The following is a 13630-nucleotide window of genomic DNA, read 5'->3' as shown; positions in this document are numbered from 1 at the left end:
TTCGGAGGCGAAATGCTATGCGGTCAAGGTGATGTCCACGGTGTGGATGCCGCTGGTCGTGGGCTTCACCGATGCCGTGCCGTTGCCGACCGGCGAGAGGGCCCGCACGGTCCAGTCGCCCGGTGCGACGAAGAAACGGAAGTCTCCGCTGCCGGAGGCGACGATCTCGGCGGTGAACGTGCCTGTGCCGTCGAGGAGTCGAACGAAGGCGCCACCGACAGGTTCTCCGTCGCCCGTGACGACCTTGCCGGTGATGGCCGTTTCCCTGCCGAGGTCGACGCCGGCGGGGATGGTGTGGGTTTGCGTTGATGCTGCGCTCATGTGCTTGTTCCCCGCGGTCCGCTACTTGCCCAGCTCGATCGGCACGCCGACGAGCGAGCCGTATTCGGTCCAGCTGCCGTCGTAGTTCTTGACATTCTTGTGGCCGAGCAGTTCCTTGAGGACGAACCAGGTGTGGCTGGAGCGCTCGCCGATCCGGCAGTAGGCGATGGTGTCCCGGGAGCCGTCGAGACCGGCTGCGCCGTAGATCGCGGTGAGTTCCTCGTCGGACTTGAACGTGCCGTCCTCGTTCGCCGCCTTGCTCCACGGAACGTTGAGTGCACCCGGGATGTGGCCGGGACGCTGGCTCTGCTCCTGCGGCAGGTGCGCCGGCGCGAGGATCTTGCCCGTGAACTCGTCGGGCGATCGGACGTCGACGAGGTTCAGCACACCGATCGCGTCGACGGCCTCGTCGCGGAACGCGCGGATCGACAGGTCGGGCTCGGCCGCCCGGTAGGTGGTGGACGGGCGGGTGACGGTGTCCTCGGAGAGGGGGCGTTGCTCGAGTTCCCACTTCTTGCGCCCGCCGTCGAGCAGCTTGACGTTGTCGTGGCCGTAGAGCTTGAAGTACCAGTAGGCGTACGCCGCGAACCAGTTGTTGTTGCCTCCGTAGAGGACGACCTCGTCGTCGTTGGCGACGCCGCGTGTCGACAGCAGATCGGAGAACTGCTCACGGTCGAGGAAGTCACGGCGGACCTGATCTTGCAGATCCTTCTTCCAGTCGAGCTTGATGGCGCCCTCGATGTGGCCGCCGTCGTAGGCGGACGTGTCTTCGTCGACTTCGACGAACACGATGGTGGGCGCGTTCAGATTCTGCTGAGCCCAGTCGGTGGAGACCAGGACGTCGGAGCGAGCCATGTTCTTTCCTTCACTGAGAACTTGCCGGGGTTTTCCATTGGGGGTCGGGTGGTCGGCGGAGGCGGACGATCGGAATCGGGCGACCAACGGATAGATCTGGCAGCCGAGGCAGATTCCGAAGGCCGCGTTGAGGAACGCCGCGAACAGTGCGAAGCCGGTGAAGACGGCACCGACGACGGGCGCGCTCAACGCGAATCCGACCAGACCTGCCGCCGCGAAGATGAAGCCGACCAGTTGGGCGAAGCGCAGCGGCGCGGTTGGTTCACGCTCGCTCGGCGGGCTGATGTGTGGGGCGACCAGCTTTCCGAAGATCTGGCCGTACGGGCTGCGCCGCGGCCCGACGACGGCGGCGACGGCGAACACGACGGTCTGAACCGCCAGGATCACACCGGCGACGACGGTCGAGAAGGACGCCGAGAGCAGGACGGCGGCGAGAACCGCCGTAGTGATCCAGGCGGCGAACCGGGGACCGCGGACGTCGACCTGGTCGACGGCCGCGGTCGGGGTGGTGGTGGGTGTTGTTGCTGGTGTGGTGGGCATTGACTGTGCTCCACAGAATGTGTCGGATGGCCGAGGGAATGCGATGGAACGCGATCGAGTCGATCACCGAAAAGGCAGGGAAGTCAGCACGTGACCGCAGGGCGAATCGAAAATGACACAGAAGCGCGGTCAGCGACGCCAAAGGCAACAGCAACCGCCGACGCGACACAGGTCGACTGTGCGGCGACGGGTGAGCAGCAGCTCGCGGCAGGTCTGCACCCGCCAAATTCTACGCGCCGCACCCTGCGCTGAAGACGGACAATTCGAGTCTCCGCGCAGGGGCGTGGTCCCGCGTCTCATGGGATCAGGATGAACTTCCCCGCGGGGTGGGGTTGCGCGAGTTCGCTGTGGGCCTGCGCGGCATCGATCAGGGGAAACGTCTTGGCGATGGTGACCGTCAGATGTCCGGCGCCGGCTTGCTCGACCAGTTCGGCGCGCGCCTTCAGCCGGGCTTCGGCGCTTGCCGGGTTGCCGCCGCCGACCGACGCGAAGCCGTCCTCTTGCGCCCGACCGAAAGCGGCGATGGTCACGATCCGGGTCTTGTCCTTGACCAATGCCAGCGACACGTCGACGGCCTCGTCGGTTCCGACGGTGTCGAGGGCCGCGTCGATGCCCTGGGGTGCGACCTCCAGCACCCGCTCCTCGAGTCCGTCTCCGTAGACGACGGGAGTTGCTCCGAGGTTCCGGACGTAGTCCTGATTCGCCGCTCCCGCGGTGCCGACGACCGTCGCGCCGCGGGCGACGGCGAGTTGCACGGCGAGGGCACCGACGCCGCCGGAGGCGCCGTGGATCAGGACGGTGTCGCCGGAACCGACCCCGATGGTGTCCAGGGCGTCGACCGCGGTGCCGCCCACCAGCAGCAGACCGGCGGCCTGTTCCCAGCCGAGGCCGGCAGGTTTGGGGGTGATTGCGGAGACGGGAACGACCACCTTCTCGGCGTAGAGACCGGTGCCGGGGCTGACAATCACCTCGTCGCCCACCGCGATCTCCGTGATTCCGGCCCCGACGGCCGCGACCACGCCGGCGGCCTCGCCGCCGACCCTGACCGGCAGCTTGTCGGGATCGTCACCGAAGGCGCCGCTGTAGAGCTTGTAGTCGATGGGATTGACGCCGATCGCCTTGACGTCGACGAGCACCTCCCCCGATGCGGGCGGCGGAACCTCCGCATCGACCACGGTCAGGGCCTCGGGTGTTCCGTATGATTGCGCGACAACAGATTTGGTCATGTGTGACGCAACCTCCCTCGAAGAGCTGCTATTCCTGTTGTGCGAGATTTACTCTCACGGATCCGAACGCTTGCTCGGTGGAGTACCGATGTCGCGCTCTCACGCAGTATCAGGAGGGCCCGGCGTGTGTGCAGTGCGCCGAGCAACAGGTAGAAGGCGACACCGAAGTGGGTCCCCTCCCGTATGCAGGCGATGAGGCCGAAAGCGCAAAGAACGAAGGGTGCCCACGGCATCGTTGCTCGAAACCACCGATACACGATCGCCGGAACCATCGTTTGTCGGCGGGGGCCGCGCCCACGCGCGAGCGTCGGCGCTTGCCTGGGCGGCGAAGAGTTTCGGGCGAGCATGATGGGAGGTCCGTCCTCGAGGGTCCACAATCGCGAATGTTGCAATGGCCGGCCGAGGCGCGGCTGGTGCGCAGGTTATCGGTCGCATCGACGTGCGCCCAAGGGTTGCGATCCGACTGCGTCGAACCTCGCAGGCGTCGTCGTTCAGGAGCCGTGGAAGTGGTCCCGGCACTGGCAAAACCCGATGAGCCAGATGTACGGATCCATCATCATGATTTCGGCGCACCGGGCAGGTAGCGGCGGGAGGCGCAGAAATCGCTCCACCCACCGCGACCCTCGGGCAGAGGTAGCGGGGTGACCACAACGAGGGCATCGGCCGGGCCGCTCCGCAACCAGCTCGCCGACATCTGACCAGTGCACGGATGCCAGACTGCTGAGCCGCCGGCGGATCGACAACACTTTGGCGCACACAGAATCGTGGGTGGGGACCTATTCCGATGTGGGTGACAGTCGTTCGATGTGTTCGAGCAATTCGATGAGTTCGCCGATGGTGAGTTCAACGGTGCCGAAAAGGGGATCACCGTTCTTGGCGGCGCGGGCGACGGCCTGTCCGATGCGGTCGGTGAGCTGTTCGATCAGTGGGTCGGCCATGACTGAGAATTCTCCTGGAAAGCGGGAACGTTGTCTTCCGGATCTGAAGGTTCTCGTTCGCGCCTGACCTGCTGACGGCCATCACGGCCGGTGACCGCGACACGATCGAATCGATCCTCGGTCCCGACTTCACACATCACCAGCGAGGGCCAACTCCTCGGTCGCGACGAGGAGATCGCGAGCATCGTCCCGGTGGCGTTCACGATGAACGCCACCGAGCAGACCGTCGACATCGTCGACGACACCGCCGAGATCCACGGTGTCAACACCCTTACCGAGTCCGGCATCGGTCGTACGGCGTCGACGCCCTTGCCTGCCGGATCCTCGAGCGCCCAGTCCCGGTAGCTTTGACAGTCTCGGCCGGGGCGGACCCGGCGGAGCGGACCTCGATCCGGTCACCGGCGAGGTGAGACAGGAATCCGGTACCGATCGACGAAATACGTTGTGCTACTTCCCTGGCTCGCGCGCATCACTCACGTCGGACAGATAAACGCTGACGTGGTCGGCAAGGCTGGGTGGGTCTCCGACAGGTCGCGTTCGCGGTAAATCGAAATATCGTCGGTGCCCCGCATCGTGTTCGGCCGCGACCTGCTCTTGCCAGTACACGCCCGATCGACTCTGCGAAAACCCCGATATATTCATGCTGAAACGACCCCTTCGACCCATGGGGAGCGCACTCCCTCACGCGGTCACACCCGTTTGTGGCTCGTGGTGCCCTGCGGCGACGAGCCCTGACCTCCATTTCCGTTTTAGCGGATCAGCTCGCAGGTGTCACGGACCGACCAGTCCCTATGAAACAGCGGTTCAGCTGCATTGATCCCGAATCACGAAACCCGCGTACGAATTCGGGTCGCTCGAGAATGCTGATTTACAACGTATTTGTTCCACCCTGGAAGCGGCGTGTGCCTGGTATCGAATCGACCGTTGAGGTCCGTCCGGCGACGACTTAATCTGGAAGGAGCGGGCCGTATCCCGTCGGGTCGAGATTTGACAGTCCGGGATACGACTCGCCGGAGGGGCTCGTCGCGGACACTGCCGGCTCGGACTGCGGTCCCGGTCGGAGCACGGTCGGGAGGGAGCGCCGCTGCCACATTTTCGCTGGTGACCTGGCTTCGCCTGCGCGCTGCCGCAACAACGTCGCCTACCAGGCGCCGGTCGACGACTTCCTCGAGCGAGCCCATGAGCAATGGCGGAACCAATCTCCACCAGGTGCGTTCGCGACCGCACGTCCACAAAACCGGCTTCAGGTACGGTTTGTTCACCGCGGTAAACAGCGTGCGTGCTGCGTCGGACGACAGGTGTGTGGCGTCAGGTAGCACCCACTGCGACTGGAGAAGGTGAGATGGCTATGACTTCCGGCACGGGCCCGCTGCCCGACTCCATCGCTGGGCCGCAGCGGATGCCCGCGCTGTCGCCGCGGGAGCTGGAAATCCTTCGCCTGTGGCTGCGGAGTGAATCGAAAACGGCTGCCGCATCCGACCTGGGAATCAGCCTGGGCACGATCAACACCCACCTGGCCCGGATCCGAGCGAAGTACGCCGCCGTCGGACGCCCCGTCACCGACAAGTCCGGACTGTTGGTCCGAGCACTTCAGGACGGTCTGGTGTCTCTCGCCGAGCTCTGACGGGCGGGTTGACACTTCCCCCGTGGGACCGTCCGGTACTGCGGTCGGCGGTGTCTCGTCTACGAGAGCCGGGACCGGGGCAGATCGTCGAGCCGGGCCGCGCGGGCATTCTCGTGGGCGACGATTGCCTCCTGCCAGTCCCGATCGGTCACGCCGAGCCCGTCGCGGACGGCTGGAGGTGGAACCGCGAGATCCGTGGCGATGTGCGCCCACGACCTGCCCGCCTGGAGGGCCTCGATCACCGCGCGGGCGAGGCGATCGTCGGTCTGGTCGCCATCAAAGAACGCATCAGCGCTGTCAGCGGCCACGGGAAGGATGTCCGGTCTGGTGCGCTCGATGAGCGCGGAGTCGTATTTGCATCCATGCGACTCTATCGGTTGCAAGGAAATGATGATATAGCGCTCCGGTGAGTTCGATGGTGGCGCGAAGACGACCCTGACCGTGCAGATGCGGCACGGTCACCATCGGACGAGGTCACCACCCGACTGCGATAGCAGTGATGTGCTCGCCTACGGAACCCGGGGCCCTGCCGCTTATCCTCCTCGGGCGGCCTCAGGCCGGGTCCTTACTACTCGGAGCGTCCGGACGGGAAATGCACCGACCCGTCGTTGCCGATGCAACCCCCCTGCACCGGGCCGCTGCCGAAGAAGACGCCATTGAGTTGCCCGCTGCCTCCAGGAGAGTTCGATCCGACTCCGGCACCCCCGACGCCGATCGCCCCGCACTGGTAGCTGTTCATGTCGTTCGGGGTGTCGTTGTGGACGTGGAGTTGCGTGCCGGGTGTGTTCGGGTCTCCATGAAATGCCGGTGCCGACGCCGCGATGCCGGAGCCGAGTGCAAAAGCGGTGGCGATCGCGGCCGATGTAACCGCCGTGCGCAATGCGAACGTGTTCATCTGATGTCACCTTTGATTCGATTGTCGCCCGGCTTTCACCGGCCGATGATTCTCGGGTTACAAGCAATCTTCGGGCTATCTATCCCGATGGAACAATTATGGTCCGAGCCGTCGGCGAAAATCACCCCTTCGCGTGGTTACCGGCAATTCGAATGCGCAGTCCACACCGGCCGTCGCGGCCCTGCTCGCAGCCCCGAGCGTGCCGCAGTGTCGAAACCGTGTGACCCCGTGGAGTTCACGTCTGTGTACCGGAGGGCGCTAGCGTTGGGCTGCCCGACATCCGCACGTTCGAAGGAGAAACTGCCTCGCATGGCCGGTGACGAGATTTCGGACGGCGAGAACGCGCACCCGGACGCGACGCCGCAGTTGCGCCGGCGGCTGGGGGTGTTCGACTCGGTGATGATCGGCCTCGGGTCCATGATCGGGGCGGGGATCTTCGCCGCGCTGGGGCCTGCCGCGTCCGCCGCGGGCGGTGCATTGCTCGTCGGGTTGGCCGTGGCCGCGGTGATCGCCTACTGCAATGCCAACTCCTCCGCCCGGCTCGCCGCGTTGTATCCGCAATCCGGTGGCACCTATGTCTACGGGCGTGAACGCCTGGGACCGTTCTTCGGGTATCTGGCGGGCTGGGGCTTCGTGGTCGGCAAGACCGCCTCGTGTGGCGCGATGGCCCTAACGGTCGGCGCCTACGCCTGGCCCGGCCGCGAGCATCTCGTCGCGGTGGTCGCCGTCGTCGCCATCACCGCCGTGAACTACTTCGGTGTGCAGAAGTCGGCCCTGGTCACCCGGGTCATCGTGTTCACGGTCCTCGCCGTCCTCGCCGTGGTCGTCATCGTGTGCCTGACCGGACCCGATACCGGGTTCGGTGGCCTGGCGATCGCCTCCGGCCACGGCGTGACCGGGGTCCTGCAGGCCGCCGGTCTGCTGTTCTTCGCGTTCGCCGGGTACGCCAGGATCGCCACGCTCGGCGAGGAGGTGAAGGATCCGGCCCGGACAATCTCCCGGGCGATTCCCCTCGCCCTGGCCATCACCCTCGTCGTGTACCTGTGCGTCGCGGTCGCAGTCCTGAACGCGCTCGGTGCCGACACTCTCGCGGCCGCGACGGATCCGCTCGCGCAGGCGGTGGCCGCTGCGGGATTCGAGGGTCTCGAGCCGGTCGTCCGGGTGGCCGCGGTGATCGCCGCACTCGGCTCGTTGCTCGCCCTGATCCTCGGGGTCTCGCGGACGACATTCGCGATGGCGCGCGACGGCCACCTGCCACGTCTGCTCGACGCCGTCCACCCCCGGTTCGCGGTGCCCTACCGGGCCGAGTTGGCGGTGGGGGTGGTGGTGGCGCTCCTCGCCGCGACGGCGGACCTGCGCGGCGTCATCGGGTTCTCCTCGTTCGCGGTGCTGTTCTATTACCTGATCGCCAACGCGTCCGCCTGGACCCTGTCCGCGAAACCGTGGCCGCGCCTGGTGGCGGTCGTCGGCGCCATCGGTTGCATCGTTCTCGCCGCGTTCCTTCCCCTGGCCTCGGTGATTCCGGGTGTGATCGTCCTCGGGCTCGGGGCCGTGATCTACGCGATCCGCTCGTCCCGTCGTCCCTGATCCGCGAGGAGGGGTACCTCTGTCCACCCGGGCGGGCTTCGACGCGCGATCGGCACGGGGTGCAGCTAATCTGTCATCGGTGCGATTGTCTCGTGCCTCGTCGCCGGAGCCGATGTGTTGCGAAAACCTGTCCGCAGCTGGATCTTTCACATGCTTCATCGGGCTGTGCCCGCATTCCCAGTGCCCTGACCGTGTTCGGTGTTCGAGAGGGGAATGACTCCACATGTCGGAACTCCACTGGATCACGCGAGGTCGGTGCCGAGACGGTGATCCGGATCAGCTGTTCGTGAGCGGCGCCGCGCAGCGCAAGGCCGCCGCGCTGTGCCGGCACTGCCCGGTGCTGATGGAATGCGGCGCGTATGCGCTCGACAATCGCGTCGAATTCGGCATCTGGGGTGGGATGACCGAACGTCAGCGCCGGGCACTGCTCGAGGCGCACCCCCGAGTCCGCTGGTCCGATCTCTTCGAGGGGAAATGATCGAACCATGACCGGAGAACCCGTGACGTACGTGATCGACGGTGCACGCATTCGCACGCTCGACGACGTCTTCACGTTGGCGGGAGAAGCGGTGCGCGGCGAAGGCGGGTATTTCGGGCGCAACCTGGATGCCTTCGCTGACTGTCTCACGGGCGGATACGGCACGCCCGAGGACGGCCGTTTCTACTTCGTGTGGGAGAACAGCAGTAAATCCCGCGAGGCGCTCGGTTACACGGAGACTGCGCGGCAACTGGGGCGGCGGCTCGAGCAGTGCCACCCGACGAACCGGGACAGGGTGCGCGCCGATCTCGAACGCGCTCTGCGGAAGGACGGTCCCACGGCGTTCGACTGGGTCGTCGACATCTTCGAGTTCCGGGACGTGCGACTCGACCTCCGGTAGGCGGTGGCGCTCACTCGGTGAGGTAGAGAACCACCCGGAAGTACCGGGAATCCCGGCGGAAGGTCGGTGTGGCGACACCGTACCGCTCGAAGAATTCGTGCTGCTCGATGAACCGGAGGTCGCCGGTGGTGCCGGGTACCGAACATTGCAGATTCGGCATGCGCCACGTGCCCGTGTCGGGCACGCACCACATCTGCACGGTGCCGGGCAAGAAGTTCCAGCCGTCGTCGGTGCTCAGTGCGAGGTTCGCGACGACCTCGATCGACGCGACCACTCCGCGCACGGACGCTACGCGCGCGGTCGATGACCCTGGGTACCTGTCGACGTAGAAGGCTCCTCTGCCGTAACCGTTCGGTCCCTCTTCGGCTAGTGATCGGATCTCGGCGGGAAGATGCTGTTCGTCGAGCCACGAGAGTGTGGTGGTCACGGTGTCAGCGGGGTGCCAGAGACGGTGCGCGGGGACGGGTTCGTCGTCGACGAAGACCGTGAGTGTCTGCTGCGAGCCGGGTTCGGGTGTGCGTCGTTGTCGGTCGGCGAGCATTGTCGTACCCCGCGCAGTAGGCGGGCCGATGGACGAAGCGATCGGGCGCGGGGTTACCTTGCCGCAGACGATACGCCGCTGCCACAGTGATTGCGGCAGCGGCGTTGTGTCCGGGGGTCAGTACGGCAGCGAGGAGCAACTGGGGCGGTGTCGGCCACCTCGGTCAGTCGGCGCGTTTCTTCCGTTTCGGGATCAGGTGCATGATCAGGACGACGATCGCGCCGACGACGAGCCCGACGAGTGCGGACACCACGGTCCCGGCAGTCCAGGACAGAACACCGCCGAGGCCGCCGTGGACGAGATCGCCGAACCAATGTTCGAGATCGTGGAGGCGATCGGCCGGCCAGTGGAATCCGGCCTCGCCGATGTTGACGAGCAGGATGTGGCCGCCGACCCAGAGCATCGCGGCGATCCCGACCACGGTGAGCACTGCCATGACCTTCGGCATCGCCGCGACGAGTCCTCGACCGATCCGCTGACTGAACGCGGACTCGCGTTGGGCGAGCGCCAGGCCTACGTCGTCCATCTTCACGATCAGGGCGACCACTCCGTACACCAGGACGGTGATGAGGATCGCGACGACGACGAGCACCAGCAGCCGGGTGAGGAACGGTTCGTCCTCGACCGAGGACAGTGAGATCACCATGATCTCGGCGGACAGGATCAGGTCGGTGCGGATCGCGCCGCTGACCATGGTCTTCTCGAATTCGGGTCCGCTCTGCCCTTCGGTTGCGCCCGCGGCCTCGTGGTGATTCCCGGTGAGTGCTTCGTAGACCTTCTCGGCTCCCTCGAAGCACAGGAACAGACCACCGGCGATCAGCAGGTACGGCAGTGCCTGGGGCAGGAACTCGCTCAGGATCATCGCCACCGGCAGGATGATCAGGAGTTTGTTGCGAATCGACCCGATTGCGATTTTGCGGATGATGGGCAGTTCGCGATTGGGGGAGAACCCGTGCACGTAGCGGGGGGTGACGGCGGTGTCGTCGACGACCACTCCCGCTGCCTTGACGCTGGCCTTGCCGGCCGCGGCTCCGATGTCGTCGATGGATGCCGCGGCCGCTTTCGCGAGTGCCGCGACGTCGTCCAACAGGGCGACGAGTCCACCAGCCACGAAAAACCTCCCACAGTTCGGATGTGTGCCGATCCAATGACCCGCGGTCGCGGGTCGACACGAACGGTACCGAATCGGTGGCCCTGCACAACCGGTAGTGCCGTGGGGTTACCTTGCCGCAGACGATACGCCGCTGCCGCAGTGACTGCGGCAGCGGCGTTGTGTCACCTCGATCGGGGTCAGTACGGCAGCGAGGAGCAGCTGGGGTGGTTTACGACGGCTTGACCCTCACACATTGCGCCCTGCGCGTCGTCGTCGAAACGGTCGCGCCGATCCCGGTCGCGGTTGTCGCGGTCCGACTGCGAGGTGACGGCGACGTCACCGCCCGTCGAGGCGGGCATGGCGTGCGCGATTCCGGCCGCGCCGGTGACGGAGAATGCGACTGCGGCGAACATCAGGCCGGCGCGAATGGCGGTGTGGCGAAACATGCGGAGTCCTTGCTGGTATGGGGTCGAGTGTTCCTTGACCACACCAACATTGCCCCCGGAACGAGCCGGTCGACAGCCACCCAAGGGTGCTCATTACCCACCCCCTGTTCGGAAGCTCACCGGCTGGTCGACGTCAGCGCATGACGAACGGGGTGCCGGACGGGGCACCGGTGTTGACCCACACGGTTCCCGACTGGATCGCCTCGGTCATGCGGAATGCCCGGGCCGAGCCACCGAGCACCGCGCGGGTGCCGTCCTGCTCGGCCAGGTCGATGTATTCGAGTACCTTCGCGAACTGCTGCCGGGTGGTGATCGGGCTGTTTTGTGATGGGATCATGACGATCCGGCATGCGCCCTCGGGCCGTGGCATTTTGCTCGGTCCTCGGCCGGGAAACGGCCGCGACCGGGGCGAATGCGCGCGCGGCACCGTTCTGCGGCACGCGCCGCGGTGTCGTCTAAAGCGAATGTAAGGAAAGCCGCTTATCCCTTCCCTCGCGCTGTGGTGACGGCCACATTGGTTCCAGTGGCTACGCACGATCACAGCATTCGAGGAAGGGACATCATGCGACACACGACTTCGAACCCAGCGTCGTCGACCGGCGAGAGGCGGGTTGTAGCGAATGTGGTTCGCGGCTGCATCGGCAACCTCGTGGAGTGGTACGACTGGTTCGTCTATGCAGCGTTCAGTGTGTTCTTCGCGGCATCGTTCTTCCCGAAGAGCAGCACGACCGCCCAGCTGCTTTCCACGGCACTGGTTTTCGCCGTCGGATTCCTGATGCGCCCGATCGGTGGCTACATCCTGGGCCGGTACGCGGACCGCTACGGGCGCAAGAACGCGCTGACGCTGTCGGTGCTCATGATGGCAGCAGGCTCGCTGATCATCGCCGCGACACCGAGTTTCGAGGCGATCGGGATGCTCGCCCCGGCGCTGCTGGTGACGGCGCGACTGATCCAGGGACTGTCCGTGGGAGGCGAATTCGCCTCAAGCGCCACGTATCTGTCCGAGGTCGCGACTCCCGGCCGCCGCGGCTTCTACTCGAGCTTCCAATACGTGTCGATCATCCTGGGTCAGCTCGCCGCACTCGGCGTCCAGATCATTCTGCTGCAGCTTCTCACCCTCGATCAGATGCACTCCTGGGGCTGGCGTGTTCCGTTCGTGATCGGCGCCATCGCCGCCGTGACTGTGATGCTGTTCCGGCGTGGCATGGACGAGTCGGACCAGTACAAGGACGAGGCCGCCCGGATTGCCGCCGAGAAGGCGTCCGGCACGACGCCGTCGGCCAAGCGTGGCACCCTGCGTCTGCTGCTGCAGTACCCGAAGCAGCTCGCGATGGTCTTCGGCCTCGCGATCGGCGGCACGGTCGCGTTCTACACGTACACCACGTACCTGCAGAAGTACATGATCAACACCTCGGGCATCGCCCCGGAAACGGTGGCGTGGATCAACTTTGCCGCACTGTTCGTGTACATGCTGCTGCAGCCCGTGGCCGGCCTCGTCTCCGACCGCATCGGCCGCCGCAAGGTCATGCTGTTCTTCGGTATCGGCTCGACCGTGCTGACCGTGCCGATCCTCACTGTTCTCGGCAACACCACCAACGCGTTCGTCGCGTTCGGCCTGATGATGACCGGACTGGTCATCGTGACCGCCTACAGCGCGCTGAGCGCGATCGTCAAGGCGGAACTGTTCCCGACGAAGGTGCGCGCACTCGGTGTCGGCCTGCCGCACGCGATCACCGCAGCCCTGTTCAGCGGTACCGCCGAGCCGCTCGCGCTCGCTCTCAAGCAGGCCGGACACGAGTCGGCGTTCTTCTACTACGTCGTCGGCTGCTCCGCGCTGACCCTCGTCGCGGCACTGTTCATGCCCAAGGGCAAGGGCGGCACCACCCTCGATCCCGCGACGGGCAGCCCCGCCCGCGACGGCCGCGAGGACGACCGCGACGGCCGCGAACTCGAGCGTGTCTGATCCCTCCGCCTCCGGCATTGTTCCCCCGGCCCACCGTGGCCGGGGGACAATGCCGGTTATGCGCATCGCGGTGGTCGAGGACGACGACGGCGTCGGCAACGCACTCGTCGCGGGGCTGACCCGGCAGGCGCACCAGCCTGTGCGGATGAAGTTCGGGTCGGAACTGCTGCTGCACCACGGCGAGGTGGACTTCGTGCTGCTCGATCTCGGGTTACCGGACCGCGACGGCCTCGAGGTGCTGCGCCAGCTGCGCCAGGTCAGCGGCGTCCCCGTCATCATCCTCACCGCACGCGACGACGAGCGGTCGGTGGTGCGCGGGCTGCGCGGCGGCGCCGACGACTACCTGGTCAAGCCGGCCCGGATGTCGGAACTCTTCGCGCGCATCGAGGTGGTGCGTCGGCGAAGCCTGGCCGTCGAAGGCGGCGCACCGCGGGAAGTGGCCACCGGGGATGTGCGCGTCGACCTCGATTCCCGCACCGTCACCGTGGCGGGCACCGACGTGGACCTGACGTCGAAGGAGTTCTCCCTCCTGGAGATTCTGCTCGAGAACCCGGGTGCCGCGGTCAGTCGTCAGCAATTGATGGATCGGGTTTGGGGTGACGCGTTCGTCGCGGTCTCACGCTCGCTCGACGTCCACATCGGTACCCTGCGGGCCAAGCTGGACCGGCCCGGGCTGATCAGCACCATCCGTGGTTTCGGCTACCGCTGGGTGTGCTGACCGGA

Annotated in this window: 17 protein-coding genes and 2 pseudogenes; 8 read left to right on the top strand and 11 right to left on the bottom strand. The window is 66.0% G+C overall.

From position 1 onward, the window contains the following. Window positions 1-15 precede the first annotated feature (15 nt). The 4 genes and pseudogenes from JWS14_RS17570 to JWS14_RS17560 form a co-directional block, all read right to left on the bottom strand. A complete protein-coding gene (locus tag JWS14_RS17570) occupies window positions 16-321 on the bottom strand; it encodes a DUF1416 domain-containing protein (RefSeq protein ID WP_072946686.1) in 306 nt (101 codons plus the stop codon). A gap of 21 nt (window positions 322-342) precedes the next feature. Continuing rightward, the gene (locus tag JWS14_RS50095; protein WP_072946777.1) at window positions 343-1176 is read right to left on the bottom strand and encodes a sulfurtransferase; all 834 of its coding nucleotides are present in this window, start codon (window positions 1174-1176) and stop codon (window positions 343-345) included. A gap of 87 nt (window positions 1177-1263) precedes the next feature. Next, window positions 1264-1716, bottom strand: a pseudogene (locus JWS14_RS50090) (DUF4395 domain-containing protein); the annotation flags it as partial. 296 nt (window positions 1717-2012) lie between these two features. Next, complete coding sequence (locus JWS14_RS17560) at window positions 2013-2942, bottom strand: NADP-dependent oxidoreductase (RefSeq protein WP_206013932.1); 930 nt, start codon at window positions 2940-2942, stop codon at window positions 2013-2015. Between the two features lie 806 nt (window positions 2943-3748). On the opposite strand from JWS14_RS17560, the gene JWS14_RS17555 reads away from it, so the two are divergent. Both JWS14_RS17555 and JWS14_RS17550 read left to right on the top strand, forming a co-directional pair. Next, window positions 3749-3886: a hypothetical protein gene (locus JWS14_RS17555; protein ID WP_206013931.1), complete on the top strand. Its 138-nt coding sequence runs from the start codon at window positions 3749-3751 to the stop codon at window positions 3884-3886. Window positions 3887-3970: 84 nt separating this feature from the next. Continuing rightward, a complete protein-coding gene (locus JWS14_RS17550) occupies window positions 3971-4225 on the top strand; it encodes a hypothetical protein (protein ID WP_241031387.1) in 255 nt (84 codons plus the stop codon). Here the strand turns inward: JWS14_RS17550 and JWS14_RS50085 are convergent. Beyond that, a pseudogene (locus JWS14_RS50085) lies at window positions 4150-4319 on the bottom strand (heat-shock protein HtpX); the annotation flags it as partial. The gene JWS14_RS17550 and the pseudogene JWS14_RS50085 sit on opposite strands and share 76 nt — an antisense overlap. A 909-nt stretch (window positions 4320-5228) precedes the next feature. Between JWS14_RS50085 and JWS14_RS17545 the strand changes: the two are divergent. Beyond that, window positions 5229-5504 (top strand): response regulator transcription factor, encoded by a 276-nt coding sequence (locus JWS14_RS17545; RefSeq protein ID WP_206013930.1) that lies wholly within the window; start codon window positions 5229-5231, stop codon window positions 5502-5504. Window positions 5505-5563: 59 nt separating this feature from the next. On the opposite strand, the gene JWS14_RS17540 is transcribed toward JWS14_RS17545, so the two are convergent. Then, complete coding sequence (locus tag JWS14_RS17540) at window positions 5564-5887, bottom strand: hypothetical protein (RefSeq protein WP_241031386.1); 324 nt, start codon at window positions 5885-5887, stop codon at window positions 5564-5566. A 185-nt stretch (window positions 5888-6072) separates the two neighbouring features. After that, window positions 6073-6399, bottom strand: coding sequence for a hypothetical protein (locus JWS14_RS17535; protein WP_072946690.1), 327 nt, complete (start codon window positions 6397-6399; stop codon window positions 6073-6075). A gap of 309 nt (window positions 6400-6708) precedes the next feature. Between JWS14_RS17535 and JWS14_RS17530 the strand changes: the two genes are divergently transcribed. From JWS14_RS17530 to JWS14_RS17520, 3 genes are all read left to right on the top strand, one after another. Further along, window positions 6709-7986 carry an APC family permease gene (locus JWS14_RS17530; RefSeq protein WP_206013929.1) on the top strand — a complete coding sequence of 426 codons (1278 nt, stop codon included), beginning with the start codon at window positions 6709-6711 and terminating at the stop codon, window positions 7984-7986. 223 nt (window positions 7987-8209) lie between these two features. After that, on the top strand, window positions 8210-8464 hold the full coding sequence (locus JWS14_RS17525; RefSeq protein ID WP_095861583.1) for a WhiB family transcriptional regulator: 255 nt from the start codon (window positions 8210-8212) through the stop codon (window positions 8462-8464). A 7-nt stretch (window positions 8465-8471) separates the two neighbouring features. Then, window positions 8472-8864 carry a barstar family protein gene (locus JWS14_RS17520; RefSeq protein WP_206013928.1) on the top strand — a complete coding sequence of 131 codons (393 nt, stop codon included), beginning with the start codon at window positions 8472-8474 and terminating at the stop codon, window positions 8862-8864. 10 nt (window positions 8865-8874) lie between these two features. On the opposite strand, the gene JWS14_RS17515 is transcribed toward JWS14_RS17520, so the two are convergent. The 4 genes from JWS14_RS17515 to JWS14_RS17500 form a co-directional block, all read right to left on the bottom strand. Next, complete coding sequence (locus JWS14_RS17515) at window positions 8875-9405, bottom strand: hypothetical protein (protein WP_206013927.1); 531 nt, start codon at window positions 9403-9405, stop codon at window positions 8875-8877. A gap of 163 nt (window positions 9406-9568) precedes the next feature. Further along, window positions 9569-10516 carry a DUF808 domain-containing protein gene (locus tag JWS14_RS17510; RefSeq protein WP_206013926.1) on the bottom strand — a complete coding sequence of 316 codons (948 nt, stop codon included), beginning with the start codon at window positions 10514-10516 and terminating at the stop codon, window positions 9569-9571. A 179-nt stretch (window positions 10517-10695) separates the two neighbouring features. Then, on the bottom strand, window positions 10696-10944 hold the full coding sequence (locus tag JWS14_RS17505; RefSeq protein WP_072946696.1) for a hypothetical protein: 249 nt from the start codon (window positions 10942-10944) through the stop codon (window positions 10696-10698). A gap of 133 nt (window positions 10945-11077) precedes the next feature. Beyond that, window positions 11078-11281 carry a hypothetical protein gene (locus JWS14_RS17500; RefSeq protein ID WP_206013925.1) on the bottom strand — a complete coding sequence of 68 codons (204 nt, stop codon included), beginning with the start codon at window positions 11279-11281 and terminating at the stop codon, window positions 11078-11080. A gap of 225 nt (window positions 11282-11506) precedes the next feature. Between JWS14_RS17500 and JWS14_RS17495 the strand changes: the two genes are divergently transcribed. Together JWS14_RS17495 and JWS14_RS17490 are read left to right on the top strand one after the other, a co-directional pair. After that, on the top strand, window positions 11507-12907 hold the full coding sequence (locus JWS14_RS17495; protein WP_072946698.1) for an MFS transporter: 1401 nt from the start codon (window positions 11507-11509) through the stop codon (window positions 12905-12907). 58 nt (window positions 12908-12965) lie between these two features. After that, window positions 12966-13625 carry a response regulator transcription factor gene (locus tag JWS14_RS17490; protein WP_072946699.1) on the top strand — a complete coding sequence of 220 codons (660 nt, stop codon included), beginning with the start codon at window positions 12966-12968 and terminating at the stop codon, window positions 13623-13625. Window positions 13626-13630: the final 5 nt, after the last annotated feature.

Source organism: Rhodococcus koreensis (assembly GCF_017068375.1).
GTDB classification, from domain to species: Bacteria; Actinomycetota; Actinomycetes; order Mycobacteriales; family Mycobacteriaceae; genus Rhodococcus_F; species Rhodococcus_F koreensis.
This window is presented reverse-complemented; position numbering and strand designations above follow the sequence as displayed.

What these genes read in the sequence shown, in the direction of transcription:
- JWS14_RS17570 (WP_072946686.1), bottom strand. Translation starts at nt 321, where the DNA reads ATGAGCGCAGCATCAACGCAAACCCACACCATCCCCGCCGGCGTCGAC.
- JWS14_RS50095 (WP_072946777.1), bottom strand. Translation starts at nt 1,176, where the DNA reads ATGGCTCGCTCCGACGTCCTGGTCTCCACCGACTGGGCTCAGCAGAAT.
- JWS14_RS17560 (WP_206013932.1), bottom strand. Translation starts at nt 2,942, where the DNA reads ATGACCAAATCTGTTGTCGCGCAATCATACGGAACACCCGAGGCCCTG.
- JWS14_RS17545 (WP_206013930.1), top strand. Translation starts at nt 5,229, where the DNA reads ATGACTTCCGGCACGGGCCCGCTGCCCGACTCCATCGCTGGGCCGCAG.
- JWS14_RS17535 (WP_072946690.1), bottom strand. Translation starts at nt 6,399, where the DNA reads ATGAACACGTTCGCATTGCGCACGGCGGTTACATCGGCCGCGATCGCC.
- JWS14_RS17530 (WP_206013929.1), top strand. Translation starts at nt 6,709, where the DNA reads ATGGCCGGTGACGAGATTTCGGACGGCGAGAACGCGCACCCGGACGCG.
- JWS14_RS17525 (WP_095861583.1), top strand. Translation starts at nt 8,210, where the DNA reads ATGTCGGAACTCCACTGGATCACGCGAGGTCGGTGCCGAGACGGTGAT.
- JWS14_RS17520 (WP_206013928.1), top strand. Translation starts at nt 8,472, where the DNA reads ATGACCGGAGAACCCGTGACGTACGTGATCGACGGTGCACGCATTCGC.
- JWS14_RS17515 (WP_206013927.1), bottom strand. Translation starts at nt 9,405, where the DNA reads ATGCTCGCCGACCGACAACGACGCACACCCGAACCCGGCTCGCAGCAG.
- JWS14_RS17505 (WP_072946696.1), bottom strand. Translation starts at nt 10,944, where the DNA reads ATGTTTCGCCACACCGCCATTCGCGCCGGCCTGATGTTCGCCGCAGTC.
- JWS14_RS17500 (WP_206013925.1), bottom strand. Translation starts at nt 11,281, where the DNA reads ATGATCCCATCACAAAACAGCCCGATCACCACCCGGCAGCAGTTCGCG.
- JWS14_RS17495 (WP_072946698.1), top strand. Translation starts at nt 11,507, where the DNA reads ATGCGACACACGACTTCGAACCCAGCGTCGTCGACCGGCGAGAGGCGG.
- JWS14_RS17490 (WP_072946699.1), top strand. Translation starts at nt 12,966, where the DNA reads ATGCGCATCGCGGTGGTCGAGGACGACGACGGCGTCGGCAACGCACTC.